Source organism: Pelovirga sp., from assembly GCF_059864205.1.
Map to the genome: position 1 here is coordinate 61,374 of NZ_JCBCBS010000137.1, position 20,697 is coordinate 82,070.

The window sequence follows — 20,697 nt, forward strand, 5'->3', positions numbered from 1 at the left end:
AAGTTTCAGCTGGTAGTTGCTTGGATCAGTTGCTGGACGGCTCGGTAGCGTGACCAATATTGACATCTTTTTGTGTCAGCAGTGATATCACAACCAGGGCAAGAAAAGCCAGGGGGATGGAGATCAGCGCCGGACTGTTGAACTGAATCGGCGCATCAGCCGGCAGCTTACCGTAGCGCAACCACATGTCGGGGGACAGCAGGATCAGCCCGAGGGAGCTGAACAGTCCAACCGTGATCGATGCAGCAACTCCTCTAGCTGTTGTCTTGCTCCAGAACAGCAACATCAGGATGGCCGGCAGGTTAGCTGATGCTGCTACTGCAAAGGCCCAGCCGACGAGGAAAGAGACGTTCATTCCTTCGAACACAATTCCCAGATAGATAGCGATAGCTCCGACGACAATCGCCGAAATCTTTCCGGCACGGACCTTGACCCGGTCGTTCATTTTCAGACCAAGGAAGTTATCCAAAAGGTCATGGGCAATGGCACCGGATGAAGCGACAATCAGGCCGGATACGGTACCAAGCACTGTGGCAAAAGCCAGGGAAGAAATGATGGCAAAGAGAAAGACACCAAACGACAGCGCCAGCAAGGGCGCCGACATATTATTGTCCATCAGGTTGATAACACCATTGGTCATGGCACCCATACCCATAAAGAGGGTCAACAGGTAAAAGAAGCCGATGCCGGCGATAGCAACAATGGTGGATTTGCGTGCTGCCGCCTGGCTCGGAACTGTGTAGTAGCGGATCAAAATATGCGGTAGCGCTGCGGTACCACAGAAGAGGGCCAGCATCAATGAAATGAAGTTAAACTTTTCCATTGGCGTCGAGTTGTCAACCTTGAAGCGCAGTCCCGGACGCAGAATCTGCGAGCCTGGTGTCGGTTTCTGATAGTAGATGGTGGTGATGCCATAGGCATCAGGAACATATTTGGTGCCCCACAGGACGATGGTTGATTCGGTCAATGTTGACAGGAAGGAAAAAGGACCAAGAGGGCCGGTAGCTGTAACTTCTTCACCACCTACACGTAGCTCCTTGATGTGGCCAATCGGGAAAAAATGACCTTCTTCTGCAGGGGAGCCATTGTAGAGTCGGGTACCGTCATTCAGGCGCGTCGTATAGAGGGTCTCTTCGAGGCGGTAACCGTTGTCGCTGGCATGGAGCTGCCAAATAGTTTCGCGGCCGTTTCTTTCCAGTTTGACAAAGCCTTCTTTGCCAAAATTGGAGTCAAGGCCGGCAATAACCCGGTAGCTGCTATCTTCAAGAACAAGAGCGCTGTCGGCATAAAGGGTTGTGAAGTCGTGGTAGGGTTTACCATCGTTTTCCGGGCTGGTTGAGAGGCCGCGGAACAGCACCATGACCACCAGGATCGTGGAAACGATGAGCAGCATGGCACCCTTAAAGAACTGCACATAGGTTGTCGAAGCCATACCGGCAGTCGCAACAATCAGGGTAACAACAACACCGACGATACAAACACCAACCCAGTGGGGTAGACCCATCAGTGGCTGAACCAGAACGCCGGCACCAACCATCTGCGGGATCAGGTAGAAAATCGACACCAGCAGGGTAGAAATAGCCGCCATCAGCTGGATCGACTTGGAGTTGAACTTTGCGTCGAGGGCGTCGGTGAAGGTGAATTTACCTAAGCGCTTCATCGGTTCGGCGACCAGAAACAGAGCAACAACCCAACCACCGAGGTAGCCGATGGAATACATCCAGCCGTCGTAACCGGAAGTGGCGATCATGCCGCAGATACCCAGGAAGGAAGCAGCTGAAAGATAGTCGCCGGCAAAGGCGATGCCGTTGGTCATCCAGTGGATGTTGCCGCCGGCAGCGTAGTAGCCCTCAGCAGAACTGGTACGCCGAGCCAGATAAAAAGATAATCCTAGAACAAAGAGAACAAAAAAGATAAACAGGCCAATGGCCAGTGGTGATTGTGTATAAATCATGGCTTGACTCTCCCCTAGCTGTTATAGCGCTTTTCTGCCTGGGTGCAGAAGTGGTTGTAGATAATGGCCATAATAAATGCGAGAATAATCAGGGAGAAACCCCAGACAACCGCTGCCGTCTGTCCAAAAACAATGGCTTCCATGCTCTTTGGATAGTAGACATTGAGCAGGACAAATAAAGCGTAAAAGAAAGTGTAGCCCAAAAACATTTTGACACCGAGGCTGGTTTTAAAGCCCGCTGCATCGTCTTTGCCGAGTTTGACGGCTGGTCCGTGTCCCATGAAAAATCTCCTCTCATTTAGATAAAAGCGTGGATGGCTTAACCACGGTGCAAAGGATCGTCTCGGGCAAGCAAGTACAGTTGTCCAGAAACCCTATTTGATTGAAATTTAACGGTTGTGTTTCAGTGGGTTAAAAAATGCGAAATAATGGGCTAGCAGTGTGGCGACATAATACGTTGTTATATAATAGTGTCAACAGAAAAAATTGGCAAAACCAGCGTTTTGTCTATCAAAATACCGTTTTGCTTTAACAGTTTTGTGGCGTTGATTGGAACCTCCTGGGGGAGTGGAAAAATCAGCAGCAGTGCTGGATTGGTTTCCGTGGGAGAGATGTCGGTGGTAACTACGGATAGTAGTTTGATGCAAGGGGTGGAGTCGGAGACAGGGTCTGTTGTAATTTTATAATTGCTCGGGGGAAAAGCAAACGACTTCGTCTATTGTCGGCTGATCGCAGAGCAACATAATCAGACGATCAATGCCGAAAGCAATTCCTGCAGCGTTTGAGAGGGTTTCCAACTCGTCAAGATATTTTTCTGGTAGCGGGCAAGGCGTTTTGCCGGACTGTCGACGTTGTTTTTCTTCCATTTCAAAGCGCCGGCGCTGCTCAATCGGGTCAGTTAACTCAGAAAAACCGTTGGCCAGTTCAAGCCCGGCAATATAGAGTTCAACCCGCTCGACGCAGCCGGGATCGTTCGTTTTCGGACGTGCCAGGGAGCCTTGCAGTGTCGGGTAGTCGATAAGAAACAGTGGTTTATTCTGTGCAAGTTCCGGCTCGATTTCAGTGCTGATCAGTTCCGAAAAAAAATTTGCGTCGGGAACTTGTGATAATGAAGTAGAACTGTGTTGCAAAAAGGCCTGCGCGACGGTCAGGCGTGGCCACGGCGTAGTGAGATCAATGTCTTGACCCCGCCAGCACAAAGTCTGTTTTCCAACCAGATGTGCGAGCAGCTCTTCGCAATCAACCATCAACTGTTGATAGTCACAATCGCGCCGGTACCATTCGAGCATGGTGTATTCCGGCAGATGGTGTGGGCCACGTTCTTCGGCTCGCCAGCAACGACAGATCTGAAAGATGTTGTCGTAGCCGGCAGCCAGCAGGCGCTTCATACAGAGTTCCGGCGATGTTTGCAGGAACCAGCTACCACTCGGGATCGCGTCAATATTAAATTCCGGGGCATTGACGGGAATCCGGTGTGGGGTTTCGACCTCGATAAAACCCTGTTCAATAAAGAATGCCCGAATCTTGTGAAGAATTCGGGCTCTTTGTTCGATGGTTTTACGTTTGCGGGCCAATTGCCAGTTTGGTTCCACAATTATTCCTTGATGGCGTCGCAAAAACTCACCAACTGCCGCGTTGCTGCGTTTATTTCGCTGTTTCGACGTACGTAAGTACGCCTCATTGCTCAACAAACGCGCGCCATGCATTTGGCGCTTTTTGCTTAGCCGGCTAACCGGATACTTTTTGCGAAAGCATCACTCCTTGACGCGGGTAGCATAATCTCCGGTGCGGGTATCGATCTGGATCAGGGTGCCTTCTTCAACAAAAGAGGGAACCTGGAGGATGTAGCCGGTTTCCACGGTGGCCGGCTTGTTGTTGCCGGCGGCGGTATCTCCCTTGACCCAGGGGTCAGTTTGGATGACGCGCAGGTTGACGAAGTTCGGCAGGCTGATACCGATGCCGCGGTCGCCATGCATGAGGATTTCCACATCCATGTTATCGACAAGAAAGTACTTATCGTCGCCCAGGGTCTCTTCAATCAGGGTGATCTGTTCGTAGGATTTTTTGTCCATGAACACATAGCCGTTGTCATCCTGATAGAGATACTGCATTTCACGTTCTTCCAGGTGAGCAGGTTCAAACGACTCGCCGCTGCGGTAGGTGCGGTCAAAGAGGCTGCCGGTAATCATGTTGCGCAGCTTGCATTTATATAGGGCCTGTCCTTTGCCCGGCTTGGTGAAGTCATACTGGACGATGACATGCGGGTCACCGTCAATCATCAATTTCAACCCTTTTTTCAGATCGGAACAGCTATACATGGTCTGGCTCCTTCAGCTCTTTTTTTGAAGGGCGCATTTAAGCACAGTCAAACAACTGTTGTCATGAAAAAAGCGCAGGTCGGTTAACACTGTCCTATGATGTCTATTCGGAGGAGTTGTCATGCCTTTGTCCGTACCCGCCGGCGTTATTCAGCCGTTCATAGAGGGCAATTTGTTCAGGTATCGACAAGCGTGGTGGCGTGGTAGGTTTCAGGCACAATTGGCAGCGTTCGTTATTGCACCATTGACACTGGCTGCAGTCCTGACAGGGATGTTTTTTTATGGTTTTACTCATGTTGACCATTTTACTGCGAAGCTTTAATAGGGGGCAAGGGCGCGAATGGCCAATGGTTGCTTATTGCGCTGGCGATAGAGATAACCGGCCTCGAGAACTTCTGCGCCGAGCAGTAGTAGAATGGCAAGCATGATGCCGGGGATGGGAGGTGGCCAGGTGACCAGCGGCCACCACAACAGCAGCAGAAAGCCACTCTTCAAAAGAGTGGAGCGTCCCAGTTGACGGGTTTGTTCCGCTCCGGAAAACCAGCCACGCAGCAGATTACTGGCAGCATACATGAAAGGAAACAGGGCACAGGCCGCGAATGCCAGGCGCAGATAGTTCCGCAGATCGGTTTCAATTCCGAGCAATTGACCAAGAATCAATTGATGAAGAGGCCCTGCGGCAAGAAGAATAATCCCCCCCATACCGGCAGATAGGCTGCAACTGAAATAGACCAGGGTGCGGTAATCATTTACCGATTTAACCAGGGTCATGTAGGTCTGTTGCAGGTTGCGCATCGGGCCGGCCAGCAGAAACAGAAATCCGCGGATGATACCAAAGGCGGCAAGGGCCAGGGCACCATCGTGCAGGCGACCGACAATGGCGCTGATCAGCAGGGGGATGGTCTGTTGCAGGCACGATGAGTAGGCCAGAGGGAAAGCATAACGCAGGATATCGGCAGTACTTTTTTCACCACCATCGCGCAACAGGGGTGGCCTGATCTTCCAGGCAATCCACGAGATCACCAGGGTTTCGGTAATAACACAACTGACCAGGGCAAAGGCGCCGAGTTGGGCGCCATCAAACCAGAAGCGACCGATCAGTAGAAAAAGAAACAATCCGCCAACCCGGACCCCCGTTGCCAACGAGACCAGGCCGGTGCGCCGTGCGCGGATCAACATGCCCTGACTGAAACCACGCATGCCGGTGAAAAAAGGCAGCAGTGTCATGATCATCAAGGCTTTTTGCGCTTCCACAGCAACGTCGGCAGGAGTGCCGAGCAGGGTGATGAGCACCAGATCTCCCAGAGGAGTGAAAGCGATCAGCCCGAGCATCAGGGTGACATACAGCGCTACCAGCACGATAAATAGCAGTACTCCCTTTAACGAATTACGCCCACGCACCATGGCAATGGTGACGGTATGGTTCTGGTAGGATGGTGAAGAAATAAACAAATGGACAATCATGGCAACAGAGATGCCGGCCAGGGCTGTTACATAGTTGTCCATGCGCGCCAGAGCGCCGTTGATAATGGTGTGGGAAATGCTCATCAACTGCACGTTGAGCAACAGCGGAAAGAAAAACCAGGCAATTTCACGATAACTCAAACCAGGAGCGGTCAATGATTTTTCCCCGGCAACAAGGCCAGCAGTTCCCCGGCATTGGTGACCTGGTAGTCAGGGATGCAATCGCCGCAGTGTCCGAACCCGTAGGCACAGAAACAGGTAGCGATGCCGGCATTCTGAGCGGCAAGGAGGTCGGTATGGTGATCGCCGATCATCAGCGCCTGTTGCGGTGGGCCACCAAGTTGATCGAGGGCCTGTTGAAGTGGATAGGGGTGAGGTTTTTTATGGGGAAAAGAGTCACCGCCAATGACTGCGCTAAAAAAGCGTGAGAGATTAAGTCCCTCGAGAATCTTGCGGGTATAAAGAATCGGCTTGTTGGTAATCAGCGCCATGTGCCGCGGGTCGTGACGCATCAACAGCTCTTCGATGCCGGGGTAGCAGCGGGTGTGATCGAGCAGATGCTCGCCATAAAATTCAAGAAAGCGTTGTAAATGGCGGTGTTCGTAGAGGTCAGCACCGAGGGCACGTTTGACCAGTAGGGTCGCCCCATCGCCAACCATTTGGGTCACCTGGGCGGCGGACAAAGGTTCCAGTTCCAGCTCATGGCGCAACAGATTAAGCGCGGTCAGCAGATCGGGAAGAGAGTTAATCAGGGTGCCATCGAGATCAAATAACAAAAATTGCGGTTGAGAGTCAGGTAGCAAGTTAATCACGCTCTCCAAAAATGGCCGTGCCAACCCGCACCAGGGTTGCTCCCTCTTCGATCGCCACCTCAAAATCGCCGCTCATCCCCATGGATAATTCCTTCATGATGACACCTGGGATCTGCTCGACTTCAATATGTGCTGCAAGTTCACGTAGTTGTCGGAAATACGGGCGCACCTGTTCCGGGTCATCAGCATAAGGGGGAAGGCACATCAGGCCGCGAATCGAAAGGTGCGGCAAGGCTGCAATTTTTCTGGTCAGCTCCGGTAATTCAGCGCTGGCACAGCCGGCCTTGCTGTTTTCGTCACCGACATTGACCTGCAGCAGGATCGGCGCAACGGCGTTGATTTTTCCCCATTGCCGGTTGATTTCTTGGGCCAGGGAGAGACGATCCACCGAGTGAATCAGTGTGACCTTGCCGCACAGATATTTCACCTTGTTGCTCTGCAGCGCGCCGATAAAGTGCCATTCAACCGGACTTTTAACAGTAGTTTCTTTGTCCCGGAATTCCTGCACGTAGCTTTCGCCAAAGAGCTGCTGACCGGCAGCAAAAGCTTCATCAATCAGTTCTGCCGGTTTGACCTTGGAAACGGCAACCAGACGGACATGGTTGGGGTTGCGCCCACTGATGGCGCAAGCATCAGCGATGCGGGAGCGAATCTGATCGAGGTTATCACGGATAGATGTCATGGCTGGTCTCCGGAAAATAAGAGAGTCGTCTTTTTGCCGGCTGCCTTAGATTACCAGGGGGACGCCCAGCTCCTTCAATGCCAGGGTCAGGCGGCAAAGTGGCAGGCCGACAACATTGGTGTAACTGCCTTCGATACCACTGACAAAGCAGGCACCGATTCCCTGAATGGCATAGGCACCGGCTTTGTCAGCCGGTTCCCCAGTGGCAATGTAACGCGCGATTTCTTCCTCTGTCAATTGCCGAAAGTGGACTCTGGTGGTGACGGCTTCACTGCGTTGGGTTTGTTGTCGGCGATCGATGATGGCATAGCCGCTGACGACCAGGTGGCTGGTACCGGAGAGCTGACGCAGCATGGTGGTCGCGTCCTGAGCGCTGGAGGGTTTACCAAGGATCTGCTTGTTAGAGACGACGACGGTATCGCTGCCGATGACCCAGCGGGCACTGATGTCAGAGCGTCGGGCAATGTTGCAGGCCTTGTCCAGGCTCAAGCGGATCACCAGGTCGTCCGGAGTTTCATCGGGCAGGATGGTCTCTTCGACGCTGCTTGGCATCACGCTGAATTTCAGGCCGATCTGTTCCAGCAGTTCTTTGCGCCGTGGGGAAGCGGAGGCGAGGATCAGCGTTTCATCCATTGTCACTCTCTACCACGGCAGATTGTAGCGTCAGGATCTGTTGCCACCAGGTGGGTAGCACCGCAAGGGCTCGTTCCGCCAAGGCCAGGCGGCGCTCAGTGCGCTTTTTTCGCCCACCCTCCAGCGCTGGGAAAAGACCGTAATTGACATTCATTGGCTGGAAATTTTCCGGGTCGGCGTTCACCAGATGGCCCAGCAGAGCGCCGAAGGCGGTTTCAGCCGGGGGCATGGGAGGGCGGTTGCCACGCAGATGACAAGCGGCAAACAGACCCGCGAGAAAGCCGCAGGCGGCGGACTCAACGTACCCCTCAACACCGGTAATCTGCCCGGCCGCATAGAGATGTGGGGCGCGCTGAAACTGCAGGGTCTGGTTCAGGCAGGTCGGGGCATTGATGAAGGTGTTGCGATGCATGCTCCCCAGCCGCGCAAAGCGCGCTTGTTCCAACCCGGGGATCATGGCAAAAATGCGTTTCTGTTCCGGATAGGTCAAGCGTGTCTGAAAGCCAACCATGTTGTACAGGGTGGCGTGACGGTTGTCCTGGCGCAACTGAATGACGGCATAGGGCGGGCGCCCAGTGCGTGGGTCGGGCAAGCCAACCGGTTTCATTGGACCAAAACAAAGGGTTTGCTGCCCCCGCGCTGCCATCTCTTCAATCGGCATGCACCCCTCAAAATGGATCAGCTTTTCGAACTCACGTCCGGCAACCTTGTCGGCAGTGAGCAGTGCAGCAACAAAACTGTCGTAGTCCTCTTTACTCAAGGGACAGTTAAGGTAGTCGTCACTACCGTGCCCGTAACGCGATGCGCGCCAGGCAACGCTGGTATCGATAGAATCAGCCTCGATGATCGGTGCGATGGCATCGTAGAAGTAGAGATGCTCGTTGCCGGTCAGTTCAGCCAATGCCTGTGATAAACGCTCTGAGGTCAGGGGGCCGCTGGCCAGGATGGTTGCCCCTTGCGTTGGTAGTTCGGTTACTTCGGTTCTCGTCAGCTCAATCAGCGGATGGGAACTGATCTTTTCAGTGATATAGCGCGAAAAGGCATCGCGGTCGACGGCCAGGGCTCCCCCTGCGGGCACGGACGTCGCGTCAGCGGCGGCAAGGATCAGGGAGCCACAGCGGCGCATTTCTTCTTTTAAACAGCCGACGGCATTGTTCATGCCACTGCCGCGCAGACTGTTGGAACAGACCAGTTCGGCCAGGTCGGCACTTTCGTGGGCAGCAGAAAAGTTGAGTGGTTTCATTTCGAGCAGCACAACGCGAATACCCAGCGCAGCGGCTTGCCAGGCGGCTTCACAGCCGGCAAGGCCGGCGCCGATAATGGTAATGTTCATCTGTTTTGTCCAGACAGCCGTTATTCTGTGGTTTTTTTGGCGCTGGCAGGCTTTTTAGCAGGCGCTTTTTTCGTCGGTGCCTTTTTCGTTGCAGTCTTTGGCGCTGTCGTCTTTTTTTCCGCTGGGGTTATCACCTTCTCCCAGCCGCATTCAGGTTGTGGACAACGCTGGACGGTGCCGAAGCGCTTGGTGGTTTTGATCTCGGTAAGGGGCCAGGCGCATTTGGGGCAGGGTTCGTTTGTTGGCGGATTCCATAAGGCGTATTTGCATTTGGGGTAGCGATTGCAGGAATAAAATATTTTGCCGTAGCGGCTTTTTTTCTCCATCATTTCGCCGTCAGCGCAAGTTGGGCAAACGATCCCCAGGGATTTGGGTTTTTCCAGAGGCTGAATATTCTTACATGCAGGATAGCTGCTGCACGCCAGAAACTTGCCAAAACGCCCTGACTTGATGAGCATCTGACTGCCACACTTGTCACATTTTTCGTCGGAAAAAACCGGTTCATCCATCTCTTCTGCCTGCCCGGCAAGGGGCTCGGTGTGGCGACAGTCGGGAAAACCCGAACAAGCCAGAAATCGTCCTGCGCGCCCCAGTTTGATCACCAGTTCCTTGCTACACTCGGGGCAGATTTTATCGGTTTTTTCAGTGGTGACATCGGCCTTACTGACCTCTTTTTCCTTGCGCTTGAGAAGCTCAATAAAGGGTTCCCAGAATTGACGGATGGCCGGAATCCAGGTTTTTTCACCACGTGATATGGCGTCCAGTTCTTCTTCCAGGGCAGCGGTAAAGTCATAGTCGACATACTGAGTGAAGTGCTCGGTCAGCAGTCTGGTTACCACCCGACCGGTGTCCTCAGGAAAAAAGGTGCGCTTTTCAAGGCGCACGTATTTGCGCGTCACCAGGGTGTTCATGATACTGGCGTAGGTGGAGGGGCGACCGATGCCGTATTCTTCGAGGCTTTTGACCAGACTGGCTTCGGTAAAGCGCGGCGGTGGCTGGGTGAAATGCTGCTGGGCAAGCAGTTGTTCCTTGTGCAATTCTTCTCCCACGCTCAAGGGTGGCAGCAATCCTTCCTGTTGTTCGTCATCCTGATGATCGGTTCCTTCAATATAGAGGGTCATAAAGCCGGGAAAGCGGATCACCTGACCGGTGGCACGAAAGCTGTAGCTGTCGCCGGCATTGATATCAACGGTGGTGGCATCAAAAATCGCCTGTGCCATCTGTGATGCGACGGTACGCTTCCAGATCAGCTCATACAGGCGGAATTGATCGGAATTAAGAAAGGGCTTGAGGGTTGCCGGAACGCGCATCAGGCCGGTGGGGCGGACCGCTTCGTGGGCCTCCTGCGCATTTTTGCTTTTGTTGCGGAATACCCGGGGTTTTACCAGAGCATATTCTGCGCCATATTGTTGCTGAATCAGCAAGCGCGCTTCGCTGGTCGCTGTCTCGGACAGGGCGACCGAATCGGTTCGCATGTAGGTGATTAAGCCGTGGGTACCGTCATTGACAGTAATCCCCTCGTAAAGTTTCTGCGCGACACTCATGGTTTTACGTGCAGAAAAGCCGAGCTTGCGACTGGCTTCCTGTTGCAGGGTACTGGTAGTGAAGGGGGGCGCAGGGTTGCGTTTGCGCTCCTTCTGCTCCAGCGTGTCAACCACAAAGCGCACCTGCTCAAGCTCACTGAGAATGGCGTCGGTCTGCTGTTTGTCGGCGAGGGCAAACTTGTCGAGTTTCTTGCCGTTGTGGGCGTGGAGTTTGGCCTTGAGCGTGGCTTTTTGCGCATTGGCAAGGGTTGCCTCAATGCTCCAGTACTCACGCGACTCAAAGGCTTCAATCTCATCTTCACGTTCGCAGATCAGGCGTAGGGCGACAGACTGCACGCGACCGGCAGAGAGCCCGTAACGGATCTTTTTCCACAAAAAGGGCGACAAATTAAAGCCGACCAGATAGTCGAGAATCGAGCGTGCCTGCTGGGCATCAACCATGTTGCGTGAAATGGTGCGTGGTGCGGCCATCGCCTCGGTGATGGCGGATTGGGTGATCTCGTTAAATGTTACGCGCCTGACTACTGGGTTTTTGCCGTTTTCATCAATGCCGAGGGCTTCCAGCAAGTGCCAGGCGATGGCTTCCCCCTCACGGTCAAGGTCGGTCGCGAGGATCAGTTCAGAGCTTTTTGCAACTTCTTTTTTCAGCGCAGTGATATGTTTACTGCTCTCGGGCAGAATCCGGTACTTGGGTTTAAAATCATCCTCTGTGTCCACCGATCCCTGTTTGCTGGGCAGGGCGCGGACGTGCCCATAGGAGGCAAGAACCTTATAGCCCTTGCCGAGAAATTTTTCGATGGTTTTAGCTTTAGCCGGTGATTCGACAATGACCAGTGATTGAGCCATTTATGTCCTCTATGGGTTACCGCCAGCGGCAGAGTCAGGGATGAAAGAAAAAAGGGTTGCAGCTATAGCGCAACCCTTTGAAACCTAGTGGTAACTACGCTCCCAGTTCCTCTCGAGCAGACCACCGATTTCTCGTGACCAGATGTCGTCGGCGCGTAGCAGTAGGGTGATGCCGGTGATCAGTTTGATTTCCTGCTCCGTAACAGGATTCACAGCGGTGCGGATCGCTCGTTCAATAATTTCTTCCTGCACCGGGTCGGGGAGCAGACCCATTGCCCTGACACGGATCAGAAATCCCCGGGCAGCCAGGGAGAGCAACTGTTGTTCGCGGTCGCTGAAAATCCGGTAACTCGGGGCATTTAGTACTTTGAAGGCGGGTTCCGGAGAATCCGTAGAATTGAACGCGGCCGATTCCATCCATTGAAAAGCAGCGTTGATTTCGTCCGCACCATAGCCGGCAGATATCAGTTCGGTGACCAGTTCTTTTTCGCAGACGGGGGTGTCTTCTGTTCCCATGACATAGTGGGCGATCAGATTGACAATCGCCAGGACGCGCTCACTCAAAAGACCTCCAAGTGGTTAAGCACGGAACGGTTAAAACGCAGACAGGGAGCCACGGATGTAGTGGCCTCCGGGAAGCTGTTTTGCCACGCCCCGGAGCTCCAAGTCGAGTAAAATAGCGGAAAGGTGCATGGGAGTCAAGGCGCATTTCCGCGCGATTTCGTCGTGATGAAGAGGATTCTCACCGAGCAACTGATAGACTGCCAGGTTTGGCGGATCCAGATTGAGCGGCGGTTGAGCCGCTGAAGGTGGCGGCAACGACGGACGGTTAGGTTTGCGCGCAGTAAGCCGCTCCGGCCAGAGGGCCTGAAGAATATCGTTACTGTCGGTAACCAGGTGGGCACCGTCCTTGAGCAGCTGATGGGGGCCCTGACTGTTGGGGTGATGGATCGCACCGGGGGTGGCAAAGAGTTCGCGCCCCTGTTCCAGCGCAAAGTCAGCGGTGATCAGCGAACCACTGCCGGCGGCGGCTTCCACAATCAGCACCCCGCGCGCCAAACCGCTGATAATGCGGTTGCGGCCGGGGAAATGTCTGGCGATCGGGCCGGTACCGGGCGGGTGCTCACTGATGACCGCACCCTGCTCGATGATCTGATGATAGAGGCGGGTATTTTCTTGCGGGTAGATGCGGTCGACACCGCAACCGAGAACCGCAATGGTTGTGCCCTGAACGTCCACGGCACCTTGATGGGCGGCACTGTCGACGCCCCGGGCCATGCCGCTGGCAATGCAGATACCTTGGGTGGCCAGTTTGCCGGCCAGGTCTCGTGCCAATTTGAGACCGCCAGCTGTGGCTTTGCGCGAGCCGACAATAGCAAAAGTGTCCCTTGTGGGCAGGGTGCCACGGAGATAGAGTAGCGCCGGAGGGTCGTAGATGGTTTTCAGCAAGGGCGGATAATCGTCGTCCCAATAGCTGATCATCCGAATGCCCTGAGAGGCGATTTTTCGTTGCATGGCGCGAAAGGCTGCTGCTGTTGGGCTGAGCAGTGTGGTGTGCAGATCAGTAGAAATGCCTGCTTGCTGCCAGGCGCGGCTAGAGGCGTTTGCTGCTGTGCTGAAACAGCCAAAATGGCGATAGAGCTTGAACAGGGTGGCGCGCCCAATGCCCGGATTCATGTGTAGTCGCAGTAAGTCCAACTGAGTCTGTCTCATCTGTCCCCCTCCAGCGCTGATGAGAATGTTGATCTCTGGTGTACGTAAGATGAAAAAAAGAGGATTGAAAAAATTCAATCCTCTTTGATGATGGTTTTCTGGTTGCCAGGGCGATTAGTCGGTCACGACCGTGATGCTGTTGCCGATCGCGGCTGAGTCCACACTCTTGATGACCAGCGCCGTTGACGTGGCATCGCGGGTCTCCGTTACAATGGCGGCACCAACAACCTCCTCGGGCAGATCCAGATTGCCGGCATTTTTAAGGGCTTCATCGGTGAGTTGACGCGGGCGGGAGATATACAGCAGGTTACCGACCGCCAGATCGTTATTGCGCCCAAGATCGACAAAGATGATGTCACCGGTTGAGATAGTTCCCTTTTCTTCGTGGGTGGCAACAATGTAGCCGGTGTCCAGAGTTGTGCCACGCTGCAGCGCGATGTCGCGCCGGGGTGGATCGTAGTAAAACAGCTCTGCCCCGCGGGTGATTTCACGAAACGCCCGGTCAATCCGGCCGACAACGGTGTTACCTCTGACTTCATCAACTGTCACTGAACCAAGATTGTACATCATGGTACCAAGACGTTGTTTTTTGTTCTTGGGGTGAACCACGGCGTTACCGCGCTGGTAGAGTCCGAACGAATCTCCCACGCGGGCGACGCTGCCGGCATCCATAGCAACAAAAATCATGTCGGCTTCGGTCAGCAGAACCCGATTGTCGGTTGCATCAACGAGGCGCCCCTGGGACTGCTCATCAGTCAGGATGAAGCCATTGCCGCGGGTTGCAACAATCATTGAAAAGGCTTCATCTGTCGGTTTTGCTGTCGGGACTTCGGCAGTAGTTCGAGTATCTGCCTGGGCGTACGCGGGGATGATTTCGAGTCGCCCATCAAGAATGCGAATCTGCTGTCCCGGAAAAATCAGATGTGGGTTGGTGATAAGTTCCGGGTTGTCAGCCCAGATGTTGGGCCAGTAGAAAGGGTCCTCAATGAAGCGCTGGGACAGATCCCAGAGGGTGTCCCCTTTTTTGATGGTGTAGATTTCGCCGCGCTGGGCAAATGCCGAGGTGGCGACCACAGAAAAAGTCAGTAACAGAATCAGGGTGAATAATCTGCAGGTGATTGTCCGTGTCATCGGTTCCCTCGCTGCCGGGAGGTCAGGTCGCTGTCGGTTTGCGACGCATCATTCCGGATCAGTAGTTGCGCTTCAGGGCTATTGGGATAGTTGATGCGCAACTGGTCAACAATATCGTCGGCCTGGTGGTTGAGCCCCTGCTGGCGGTAGATAGCTGCCAGTTGCATCAGTGCTGCCGGAGCTTTGAATTGAGCCCTGGGGTCGGTAATAATCTGCCGCAGCGTTGTTGTCGCCAGATCATTTTTGCCCTGGGTTGACTGCGCTTGTGCCAGCCAGTAGAGGGCGTTGGCTGAATGCTGATGGTCGGGAAATTCCCGCAAGAAAAGTTCAAACCCACGTTCAGCGCTGTCGGGACGTCCGCTGGCAAGGTGCGAAAAAGCATCAAGATAGGCATTGACTGCCGGGTTGATTTCGATCTGTGTCGTTGTGCGCGGCAGAGGAGTGGGGTCGTCTGCGGGTGGTGTTGCCGCAAAAATGAGCGCTTTGACGGGGTCTGGTTCGCTCAACGTTATTTCCTCAATGCCTATCACCTGCTGCAAAAGAACCATCTGACGGGTCAGCAGTTGCAGTTGTTCTGATTGTTGTTGCTGCTGTTGGCGAATCTGCTGGAGCTGTTCGCTTAAGGCGACAGAAGGCGCCCCGGTGGGTGTCGGGGCACAGGAGCTCAGTAGCGCTACCGGCAGGATCAGGGCGGCTGAGCGCAACAGATGACGGACCAGCGAAAAACTCATGAAACCAGACTTCTCCATAAACACATAATGTTAATAGGGAATGAATACTAATTTGTAAAAATTATAGGCTTAAGGGCAGGTTGTCAAGCTGGAAAAATGAGAGGCTTCCAAAAATTCAGCTGCGACCGGGGTTCGGGACCGTTGCGATTGACCGGGAAAGTGGCTGCATCACAGGTGATTTTTGGTGATGGTTGAGGGTTGTGGACTGAAATACTGGTGCCAGCGGACGGATGTTGTCAGAGAATATCCTGTTTCAGGCGCATAAACTCCTCCTTGGTGATCAGCCCCTGTTCGAACATCCGGTTGAGTTCGGTCAGTTCAGCAATCTGGTGAGATGAAGGGGAGGGGAGTTGCTTGATATCACCGTTGGGGCTGACATCGATCATACGTGGTTGCTGATGGTGATTGTCCTGGTGGCCGACGCGCAGGGTCGCCATCCCCCCCAGCAGGCTGATTTCGACAATGCGGTTTTGAAAGTTCGGGTCGTTCAGGATGTCGCGCAAGCGGCGTTTGCCGGCCTTGGCGCGGCGGTAAAAAAAATAACAGGATGCACCGATCAGCAGCAGTCCGACCGCCAGAAGCCACCAGCGCAGATCGTAGATTCCTTTAAATAAAATAACGGAACTGATCAGGCCAACGATCAGTACAACATGAAATAGTAGAATCAGGGCGATGACCACCACACTACTGAACATCGACCGGTTCGGTTCCTCTTTGCTCTGCATGTTGAAAGCCTAACAATAATCCCTGACGAGCTAGATGATCAATCTAACGCTGCGTAAGAAGTGGATTGTGTGCTATGATCAGGTTTCACCGTGGCGCTGCTTGTCGGTGTGCCGACGCTGAATTTTCATCCTAACCTTTCCTTGATGATGGGGGCAAGATATGGCAATTGCCTTTCCGCTGCAAATTTTTTTTGACGGCTCCTGCCGCGTCTGTAGTGCTGAAATGGAAAGCTACCGGCGCAAAAACCCCAACAATCGTCTTGAATTTATCGATATCAGTGACGATCTTTTCCGCTCAGACACCTATGGTAAGTCGCTGGGTGACTTTATGGCTGAACTGCATGTGCGCGATGCCAACGGCAACTTTACCACCGGCATCGACGCTTTTATTGCCATCTGGCAGTCTTTCCCCAGTGGTTCTGTCTGGCGACTGGCCGCGGCGACTTTCGGTTTGCCCGGAATTCATACCTTAAGTCGTGGTGGTTATCGGGTTTTTGCGCGCTATCGGCACCTGTTGCCGCGGCGCCGGCAGGACTGTGAAACCGACACCTGTTTGCTCAACCATGAGAAAACTAAACGCGCCAAAGAGGCGGATTAATGCCGGTGCTGCCGGTGCTGGGTATCGACATTGGTGGCAGTGGCATCAGGGCGGCACTTGTTGATGCCGATGAAGGCGCTGTTCTGACTGCACCCCTGGAGGTCGCAACGCCATACCCGGCAAGTCCACAGGCGGTCGCTGACGAAGTGGCAAAAATCGTGTCAACGCTGGAATGGCAGGGGCCTGTCGGCATCGGTTTTCCAGCGGTGATCCGTGCCGGGGTGGTCGCTACCGCCGCCAATATTGATACCAGCTGGATCGGTGTTGATGCGACGGAACTATTTGGCCGCGCCATCGCCGGCACGTGTGTGGTGCTGAACGATGCTGACGCCGCCGGCCTGGCGGAAATGCGTTTCGGCGCCGGAGCGGGTCATGATGAAACGGTACTGGTTTTGACTCTGGGTACGGGTATTGGTTCGGCCCTTTTTTATCGTCAGCAGTTGTTTCCTAATCTTGAGTTGGGGTCTTTGCCGTTAAGAGGCGGTTCAGCCGAGGAGTACGCAGCGGCATCGGTACGGACGCAGGAAAATCTCAGCTGGCAGGAGTGGGGCGGTCGCCTGAATCAGTTTTTCGGCCAGATTGAACGTTTGTTGTCACCGGATCTGATCATCATCGGTGGCGGCGTCAGTCAGCGCAGTGATCAGTTTTTTCCCTACCTGCGGACCCGGGCCCAGCTGGCGCCAGCGCGGTTGCTGAATCAGGCCGGGATTGTCGGTGCAGCCTGTCAAGCGGGAAAACTTGACCTTTGAGGTTTTCAATCGCTTTTAGCTATCGGTTCAACTAATATAAAACCCAATTCTGGTTTTTTCTTCTATTGATCGTGCTGGTCGGTTAGCGACTTGCAGATGTAAGGACCTATTTATGCCGATTCGTATCGCCTGCCACCATGTGACCCGTTATCTCTTTGATCAGCCGACCCAGATTTACCCTCACGTTTTGCGTTTGCGGCCGGCTCCTCACTGTCGCACACCGATCCGTGCCTATTCTCTCAAGGTTCTGCCGGAAGGGCATTTTATTAACTGGCAACAGGATGCCTTCGGCAATTATCTCGCCCGCCTGGTATTTCCTGAACCGAGTAAGGAACTGTCGATTGAGGTTGAGGTGGTCGCTGATATGATCGCCTATAATCCCTTCGATTTCTTTATCGAAGAGTATGCGGAAAAATATCCGTTCGAGTACACCCGTCAGGAGCGGACGGAGTTGATTCCTTACCTGCAGAAGATCAGTGCCGGGCCGCGGTTGTCGCGCTGGCTGGAAACAATCGATCGAAAACCGACAATCACCGTCGATTTCCTGGTTGAAGTTAACCGTCGCCTCAATCAGGACATTGCCTACTCGGTACGCATGGAGCCGGGAGTCCAGACCTGTGAAACCACCCTGCGCCTGGCCCTTGGGTCCTGTCGTGACACCGCCTGGCTACTGGTGCAGATTTTACGTCATCTGGGGCTGGCAGCGCGTTTTGTCAGTGGTTACCTGGTGCAATTAAGCGCTGATGAAAAATCTCTTGATGGACCTTCAGGACCGGAAGCTGATTTTACCGATCTTCATGCCTGGACCGAGGTTTATATCCCTGGTGCCGGTTGGGTCGGTCTTGATCCCACCTCCGGGTTGCTGGCCGGCGAGGGACATATCCCCCTGGCCTGCACCCCCCATCCGGCAAGTGCGGCGCCCCTGAGCGGCGCCACTGGCCCTTGTGAAGTCACTTTTGAATACAGCAATACCGTCCAGCGCCTGCATGAAGATCCGCGCGTGACCAAACCCTACAGTGACGATCAATGGCAATTGATTAACGCCCTGGGAGCAAAAGTAGAAGAAGATCTGGCGGCCGGCGATGTGCGTTTGACCATGGGCGGTGAGCCGACCTTTGTCTCCATCGATGATATGGAAAGCGACCAATGGAACACCCATGCCGATGGCGAACACAAGCGCAAGCTCGCCCACGACCTGGTGCTGCGCCTGCGTGACGCTTTTACCAGCGGTGGTCTGTTGCATTATGGCCAGGGCAAATGGTACCCCGGCGAGCCGTTGCCGCGCTGGGCGTATAACTGCTTCTGGCGCAAGGACAAACAGCCGATCTGGAACAACCCTGATTTGCTTGCCGATATCCGCAAACCGGGGACAGCGCCCCATGATGCGGTTCAGCGCTTCGCCGTGCGGGTTGCCGAGCGTATGGGTATCAAGGACCATTATCTTGTCCCCGGTTACGAAGATCCCCTCTACTGGCTCTGGAAAGAAGGCACAACGCCGATTAATCTCGACCCGGAAGTGGCCAATTTAAAAGACAGCATGGAGCGTCGCGCCCTGGCAAAGGTGTTGACCCACGGGCTTGATCAGCCGGTCGGCTACGCCTTGCCGCTACGTTGGGAACCCCTTGAGGAACGCTGGATCAGTGCTGACTGGGATTTTCGCCGCGAGCAGATGTACCTGATTCCCGGCGATTCGGCGATGGGTATGCGCCTGCCGCTGGATTCCCTGCCCTGGGTTGCGCCGGAAAAACGCCAGCCGTTCATGGAGCAAAGCCAGTTTGCGTCATTGCCGCCATTGGGACATTTCCCTCAGTCGTCCTGGCCGCAGGAGGCTCCCGGACAGGTTGTGGAAAGCGAAGAGCAGCTCAAGCTCGAAGAAATTCCCCATACCGCCATCTGTTTTGAAGTACGCGATGGTCGCCTGTATCTGTTTATGCCACCCCTGTCGGCTCTTGAGCAGTATCTTGATCTGATTGCCGTTATTGAAGCGACGGCGGCAGAACAGGAATTGCCGGTGGTGATCGAAGGCTACGAACCGCCGCGTGACTGGCGCATTGAACGGTTGAGTGTCACCCCCGACCCCGGCGTCATTGAGGTCAACATCCACCCCGCCAACAGCTGGCAGGAAATTGTTGAAAATACCACGCGCCTTTACGAAGAGGCACGTCAGTGTCGACTGGGGACGGAAAAGTTCATGCTTGACGGTCGTCATACCGGCACCGGCGGCGGCAACCATATTACCCTGGGTGGGTCTACCCCGGCAGACAGTCCCATGTTGCGGCGGCCGGATCTGCTGCGCAGTCTGATCACCTACTGGCAGCATCATCCGGGACTGTCCTATCTATTCTCAGGTATGTTTATGGGGCCGACCAGTCAGGCCCCGCGTATTGATGAAGCCAGGGACGATTCCCTCTACGAGTTGGAAATCGCTTTCGCCCAGATGCCGGAAGGCGAGGTAGCTGCGCCCTGGTTGGTTGACCGCTTGCTGCGTAACCTGCTGATCGATGTTACCGGGAATACCCACCGCGCCGAATTCTGTATTGACAAACTCTATTCGCCCGATGGGCCGGCCGGTCGCCTCGGCCTCCTCGAATTGCGCGCCTTTGAGATGCCGCCCCACGCGCGCATGAGCCTGGTGCAGAATCTCTTGCTGCGCACCCTGGTCGCCTGGTTCTGGCGCGAACCCTATGCCCATAAACTGGTGCGCTGGGGCACCTCGTTGCACGATCGCTTTTTACTGCCCTGGTTTGTTGCCCAGGACATCAAAGAGGTGATGGCCGATTTGAAGCGCGCCGGTTATCCGTTCCAGTTTGACTGGTTCGACCCTTTCTTTGAGTTCAGATTCCCCCGTTACGGCACGGTGCAGATCGATCATATCGAGATGGAACTGCGCTTCGCCATCGAACCCTGGCATGTGCTGGGTGAAGAAGTTACCAGTCAGGGAACATCGCGCTATGTTGATTCATCGGTCGAGCGACTTCAGTTGCACGTCACCGGGCTGACCGAAGAGCGCTATGTCGTGGTCTGTAACGGCAAGCGTTTGCCGTTGCGCAGCACCGGGCGCCGCGATGAATTTGTTGCCGGGGTAAGGTATCGCGCCTGGCAGCCACCTTCGGCGCTGCATCCGACGATCAAGCCCCATGCGCCGCTGGTATTTGATATTATCGATACCTGGAACGGCTGCTCCATCGGCGGTTGCTCCTATCATGTTTCCCACCCTGGTGGGCGCAGCTATGATGTCTTCCCCTTGAATCCCCTGATTGCCGAATCACGGCGTCGTTCCATGTTTACTGTCACCGAGCATACACCGGGACGACTGGCGCCCCACGCCGATTTCGGCAGCCTCGGACGCTTCTTCCCGAGCGGTTCGGTGCCGGGGCCAATGGCACCGCCGCCGATTAACATTGATGATGAATTTCCCTTGACTCTTGATCTGCGCCGTCACACTCAAGGTTGATGATAAACAC

Annotated in this window: 18 protein-coding genes; 3 read left to right on the plus strand and 15 right to left on the minus strand. The window is 54.4% G+C overall.

Annotation, left to right across the window (positions count from 1 at the left end; all coding sequences use genetic code 11):
* Positions 1–25 precede the first annotated feature (25 nt).
* The 15 genes from AC6F7T_RS08745 to AC6F7T_RS08815 all read right to left on the minus strand — a co-directional run bounded on the left by AC6F7T_RS08745 (position 26) and on the right by AC6F7T_RS08815 (position 15,886).
* On the minus strand, positions 26–1,954 hold the full coding sequence (locus AC6F7T_RS08745; RefSeq protein ID WP_500717918.1) for a sodium:solute symporter family transporter: 1,929 nt from the start codon (positions 1,952–1,954) through the stop codon (positions 26–28).
* A gap of 14 nt (positions 1,955–1,968) precedes the next feature.
* Positions 1,969–2,235, minus strand: coding sequence for a DUF485 domain-containing protein (locus AC6F7T_RS08750; RefSeq protein ID WP_500717920.1), 267 nt, complete (start codon positions 2,233–2,235; stop codon positions 1,969–1,971).
* 399 nt (positions 2,236–2,634) lie between these two features.
* The gene (gene epmA, locus AC6F7T_RS08755; RefSeq protein ID WP_500717923.1) at positions 2,635–3,546 is read right to left on the minus strand and encodes an EF-P lysine aminoacylase EpmA; all 912 of its coding nucleotides are present in this window, start codon (positions 3,544–3,546) and stop codon (positions 2,635–2,637) included.
* Positions 3,547–3,708: 162 nt separating this feature from the next.
* Positions 3,709–4,272, minus strand: a complete 564-nt coding sequence (efp, locus tag AC6F7T_RS08760; protein WP_500717924.1) for an elongation factor P — start codon at positions 4,270–4,272, stop codon at positions 3,709–3,711.
* Between the two features lie 318 nt (positions 4,273–4,590).
* Positions 4,591–5,892: a hypothetical protein gene (locus AC6F7T_RS08765; RefSeq protein WP_500717926.1), complete on the minus strand. Its 1,302-nt coding sequence runs from the start codon at positions 5,890–5,892 to the stop codon at positions 4,591–4,593.
* Positions 5,889–6,548 (minus strand): HAD-IA family hydrolase, encoded by a 660-nt coding sequence (locus tag AC6F7T_RS08770; RefSeq protein ID WP_500717927.1) that lies wholly within the window; start codon positions 6,546–6,548, stop codon positions 5,889–5,891. The genes AC6F7T_RS08765 and AC6F7T_RS08770 overlap by 4 nt, the downstream gene beginning before the upstream one ends.
* Entirely contained in the window at positions 6,541–7,230 is a 690-nt protein-coding gene (locus tag AC6F7T_RS08775) for a YggS family pyridoxal phosphate-dependent enzyme (protein WP_500717928.1), read from the minus strand. The genes AC6F7T_RS08770 and AC6F7T_RS08775 overlap by 8 nt, the downstream gene beginning before the upstream one ends.
* A 45-nt stretch (positions 7,231–7,275) precedes the next feature.
* The gene (locus AC6F7T_RS08780) at positions 7,276–7,863 is read right to left on the minus strand and encodes a Maf family nucleotide pyrophosphatase (RefSeq protein WP_500717931.1); all 588 of its coding nucleotides are present in this window, start codon (positions 7,861–7,863) and stop codon (positions 7,276–7,278) included.
* A complete protein-coding gene (gene trmFO, locus AC6F7T_RS08785) occupies positions 7,856–9,196 on the minus strand; it encodes a methylenetetrahydrofolate--tRNA-(uracil(54)-C(5))-methyltransferase (FADH(2)-oxidizing) TrmFO (protein WP_500717934.1) in 1,341 nt (446 codons plus the stop codon). Before trmFO ends, AC6F7T_RS08780 begins: the two co-directional genes overlap by 8 nt.
* Before the next feature lie 20 nt (positions 9,197–9,216).
* Entirely contained in the window at positions 9,217–11,586 is a 2,370-nt protein-coding gene (gene topA / locus AC6F7T_RS08790; protein ID WP_500717937.1) for a type I DNA topoisomerase, read from the minus strand.
* 84 nt (positions 11,587–11,670) lie between these two features.
* Positions 11,671–12,150 carry a DUF494 family protein gene (locus AC6F7T_RS08795; RefSeq protein WP_500717938.1) on the minus strand — a complete coding sequence of 160 codons (480 nt, stop codon included), beginning with the start codon at positions 12,148–12,150 and terminating at the stop codon, positions 11,671–11,673.
* Between the two features lie 30 nt (positions 12,151–12,180).
* Entirely contained in the window at positions 12,181–13,299 is a 1,119-nt protein-coding gene (gene dprA, locus AC6F7T_RS08800; RefSeq protein ID WP_500717941.1) for a DNA-processing protein DprA, read from the minus strand.
* A 114-nt stretch (positions 13,300–13,413) separates the two neighbouring features.
* Positions 13,414–14,430, minus strand: coding sequence for a LysM peptidoglycan-binding domain-containing protein (locus AC6F7T_RS08805; protein WP_500717943.1), 1,017 nt, complete (start codon positions 14,428–14,430; stop codon positions 13,414–13,416).
* Positions 14,427–15,161 (minus strand): tetratricopeptide repeat protein, encoded by a 735-nt coding sequence (locus AC6F7T_RS08810; RefSeq protein ID WP_500717945.1) that lies wholly within the window; start codon positions 15,159–15,161, stop codon positions 14,427–14,429. Before AC6F7T_RS08810 ends, AC6F7T_RS08805 begins: the two co-directional genes overlap by 4 nt.
* Positions 15,162–15,397: 236 nt before the next feature.
* A complete protein-coding gene (locus tag AC6F7T_RS08815; protein WP_500717947.1) occupies positions 15,398–15,886 on the minus strand; it encodes an SHOCT domain-containing protein in 489 nt (162 codons plus the stop codon).
* 160 nt (positions 15,887–16,046) lie between these two features.
* Here AC6F7T_RS08815 and AC6F7T_RS08820 point away from each other — a divergent pair, with 160 nt between their 5' ends.
* The 3 genes from AC6F7T_RS08820 (at position 16,047) to AC6F7T_RS08830 (ending at position 20,687) form a co-directional block, all read left to right on the plus strand.
* Entirely contained in the window at positions 16,047–16,484 is a 438-nt protein-coding gene (locus tag AC6F7T_RS08820) for a DCC1-like thiol-disulfide oxidoreductase family protein (protein WP_500717948.1), read from the plus strand.
* The gene (gene ppgK, locus AC6F7T_RS08825) at positions 16,484–17,233 is read left to right on the plus strand and encodes a polyphosphate--glucose phosphotransferase (protein ID WP_500717950.1); all 750 of its coding nucleotides are present in this window, start codon (positions 16,484–16,486) and stop codon (positions 17,231–17,233) included. The genes AC6F7T_RS08820 and ppgK overlap by 1 nt, the downstream gene beginning before the upstream one ends.
* 112 nt (positions 17,234–17,345) lie before the next feature.
* Positions 17,346–20,687 (plus strand): transglutaminase family protein, encoded by a 3,342-nt coding sequence (locus tag AC6F7T_RS08830; protein ID WP_500717953.1) that lies wholly within the window; start codon positions 17,346–17,348, stop codon positions 20,685–20,687.
* The last annotated feature ends 10 nt before the right edge of the window (positions 20,688–20,697 follow it).

What these genes read in the sequence shown, in the direction of transcription:
- AC6F7T_RS08805 (WP_500717943.1), bottom strand. Translation starts at nt 14,430, where the DNA reads ATGACACGGACAATCACCTGCAGATTATTCACCCTGATTCTGTTACTG.
- dprA (WP_500717941.1), bottom strand. Translation starts at nt 13,299, where the DNA reads ATGAGACAGACTCAGTTGGACTTACTGCGACTACACATGAATCCGGGC.
- efp (WP_500717924.1), bottom strand. Translation starts at nt 4,272, where the DNA reads ATGTATAGCTGTTCCGATCTGAAAAAAGGGTTGAAATTGATGATTGAC.
- trmFO (WP_500717934.1), bottom strand. Translation starts at nt 9,196, where the DNA reads ATGAACATTACCATTATCGGCGCCGGCCTTGCCGGCTGTGAAGCCGCC.
- ppgK (WP_500717950.1), top strand. Translation starts at nt 16,484, where the DNA reads ATGCCGGTGCTGCCGGTGCTGGGTATCGACATTGGTGGCAGTGGCATC.
- AC6F7T_RS08820 (WP_500717948.1), top strand. Translation starts at nt 16,047, where the DNA reads ATGGCAATTGCCTTTCCGCTGCAAATTTTTTTTGACGGCTCCTGCCGC.
- topA (WP_500717937.1), bottom strand. Translation starts at nt 11,586, where the DNA reads ATGGCTCAATCACTGGTCATTGTCGAATCACCGGCTAAAGCTAAAACC.
- AC6F7T_RS08745 (WP_500717918.1), bottom strand. Translation starts at nt 1,954, where the DNA reads ATGATTTATACACAATCACCACTGGCCATTGGCCTGTTTATCTTTTTT.
- AC6F7T_RS08815 (WP_500717947.1), bottom strand. Translation starts at nt 15,886, where the DNA reads ATGCAGAGCAAAGAGGAACCGAACCGGTCGATGTTCAGTAGTGTGGTG.
- AC6F7T_RS08750 (WP_500717920.1), bottom strand. Translation starts at nt 2,235, where the DNA reads ATGGGACACGGACCAGCCGTCAAACTCGGCAAAGACGATGCAGCGGGC.
- AC6F7T_RS08810 (WP_500717945.1), bottom strand. Translation starts at nt 15,161, where the DNA reads ATGAGTTTTTCGCTGGTCCGTCATCTGTTGCGCTCAGCCGCCCTGATC.
- AC6F7T_RS08775 (WP_500717928.1), bottom strand. Translation starts at nt 7,230, where the DNA reads ATGACATCTATCCGTGATAACCTCGATCAGATTCGCTCCCGCATCGCT.
- AC6F7T_RS08780 (WP_500717931.1), bottom strand. Translation starts at nt 7,863, where the DNA reads ATGGATGAAACGCTGATCCTCGCCTCCGCTTCCCCACGGCGCAAAGAA.
- AC6F7T_RS08830 (WP_500717953.1), top strand. Translation starts at nt 17,346, where the DNA reads ATGCCGATTCGTATCGCCTGCCACCATGTGACCCGTTATCTCTTTGAT.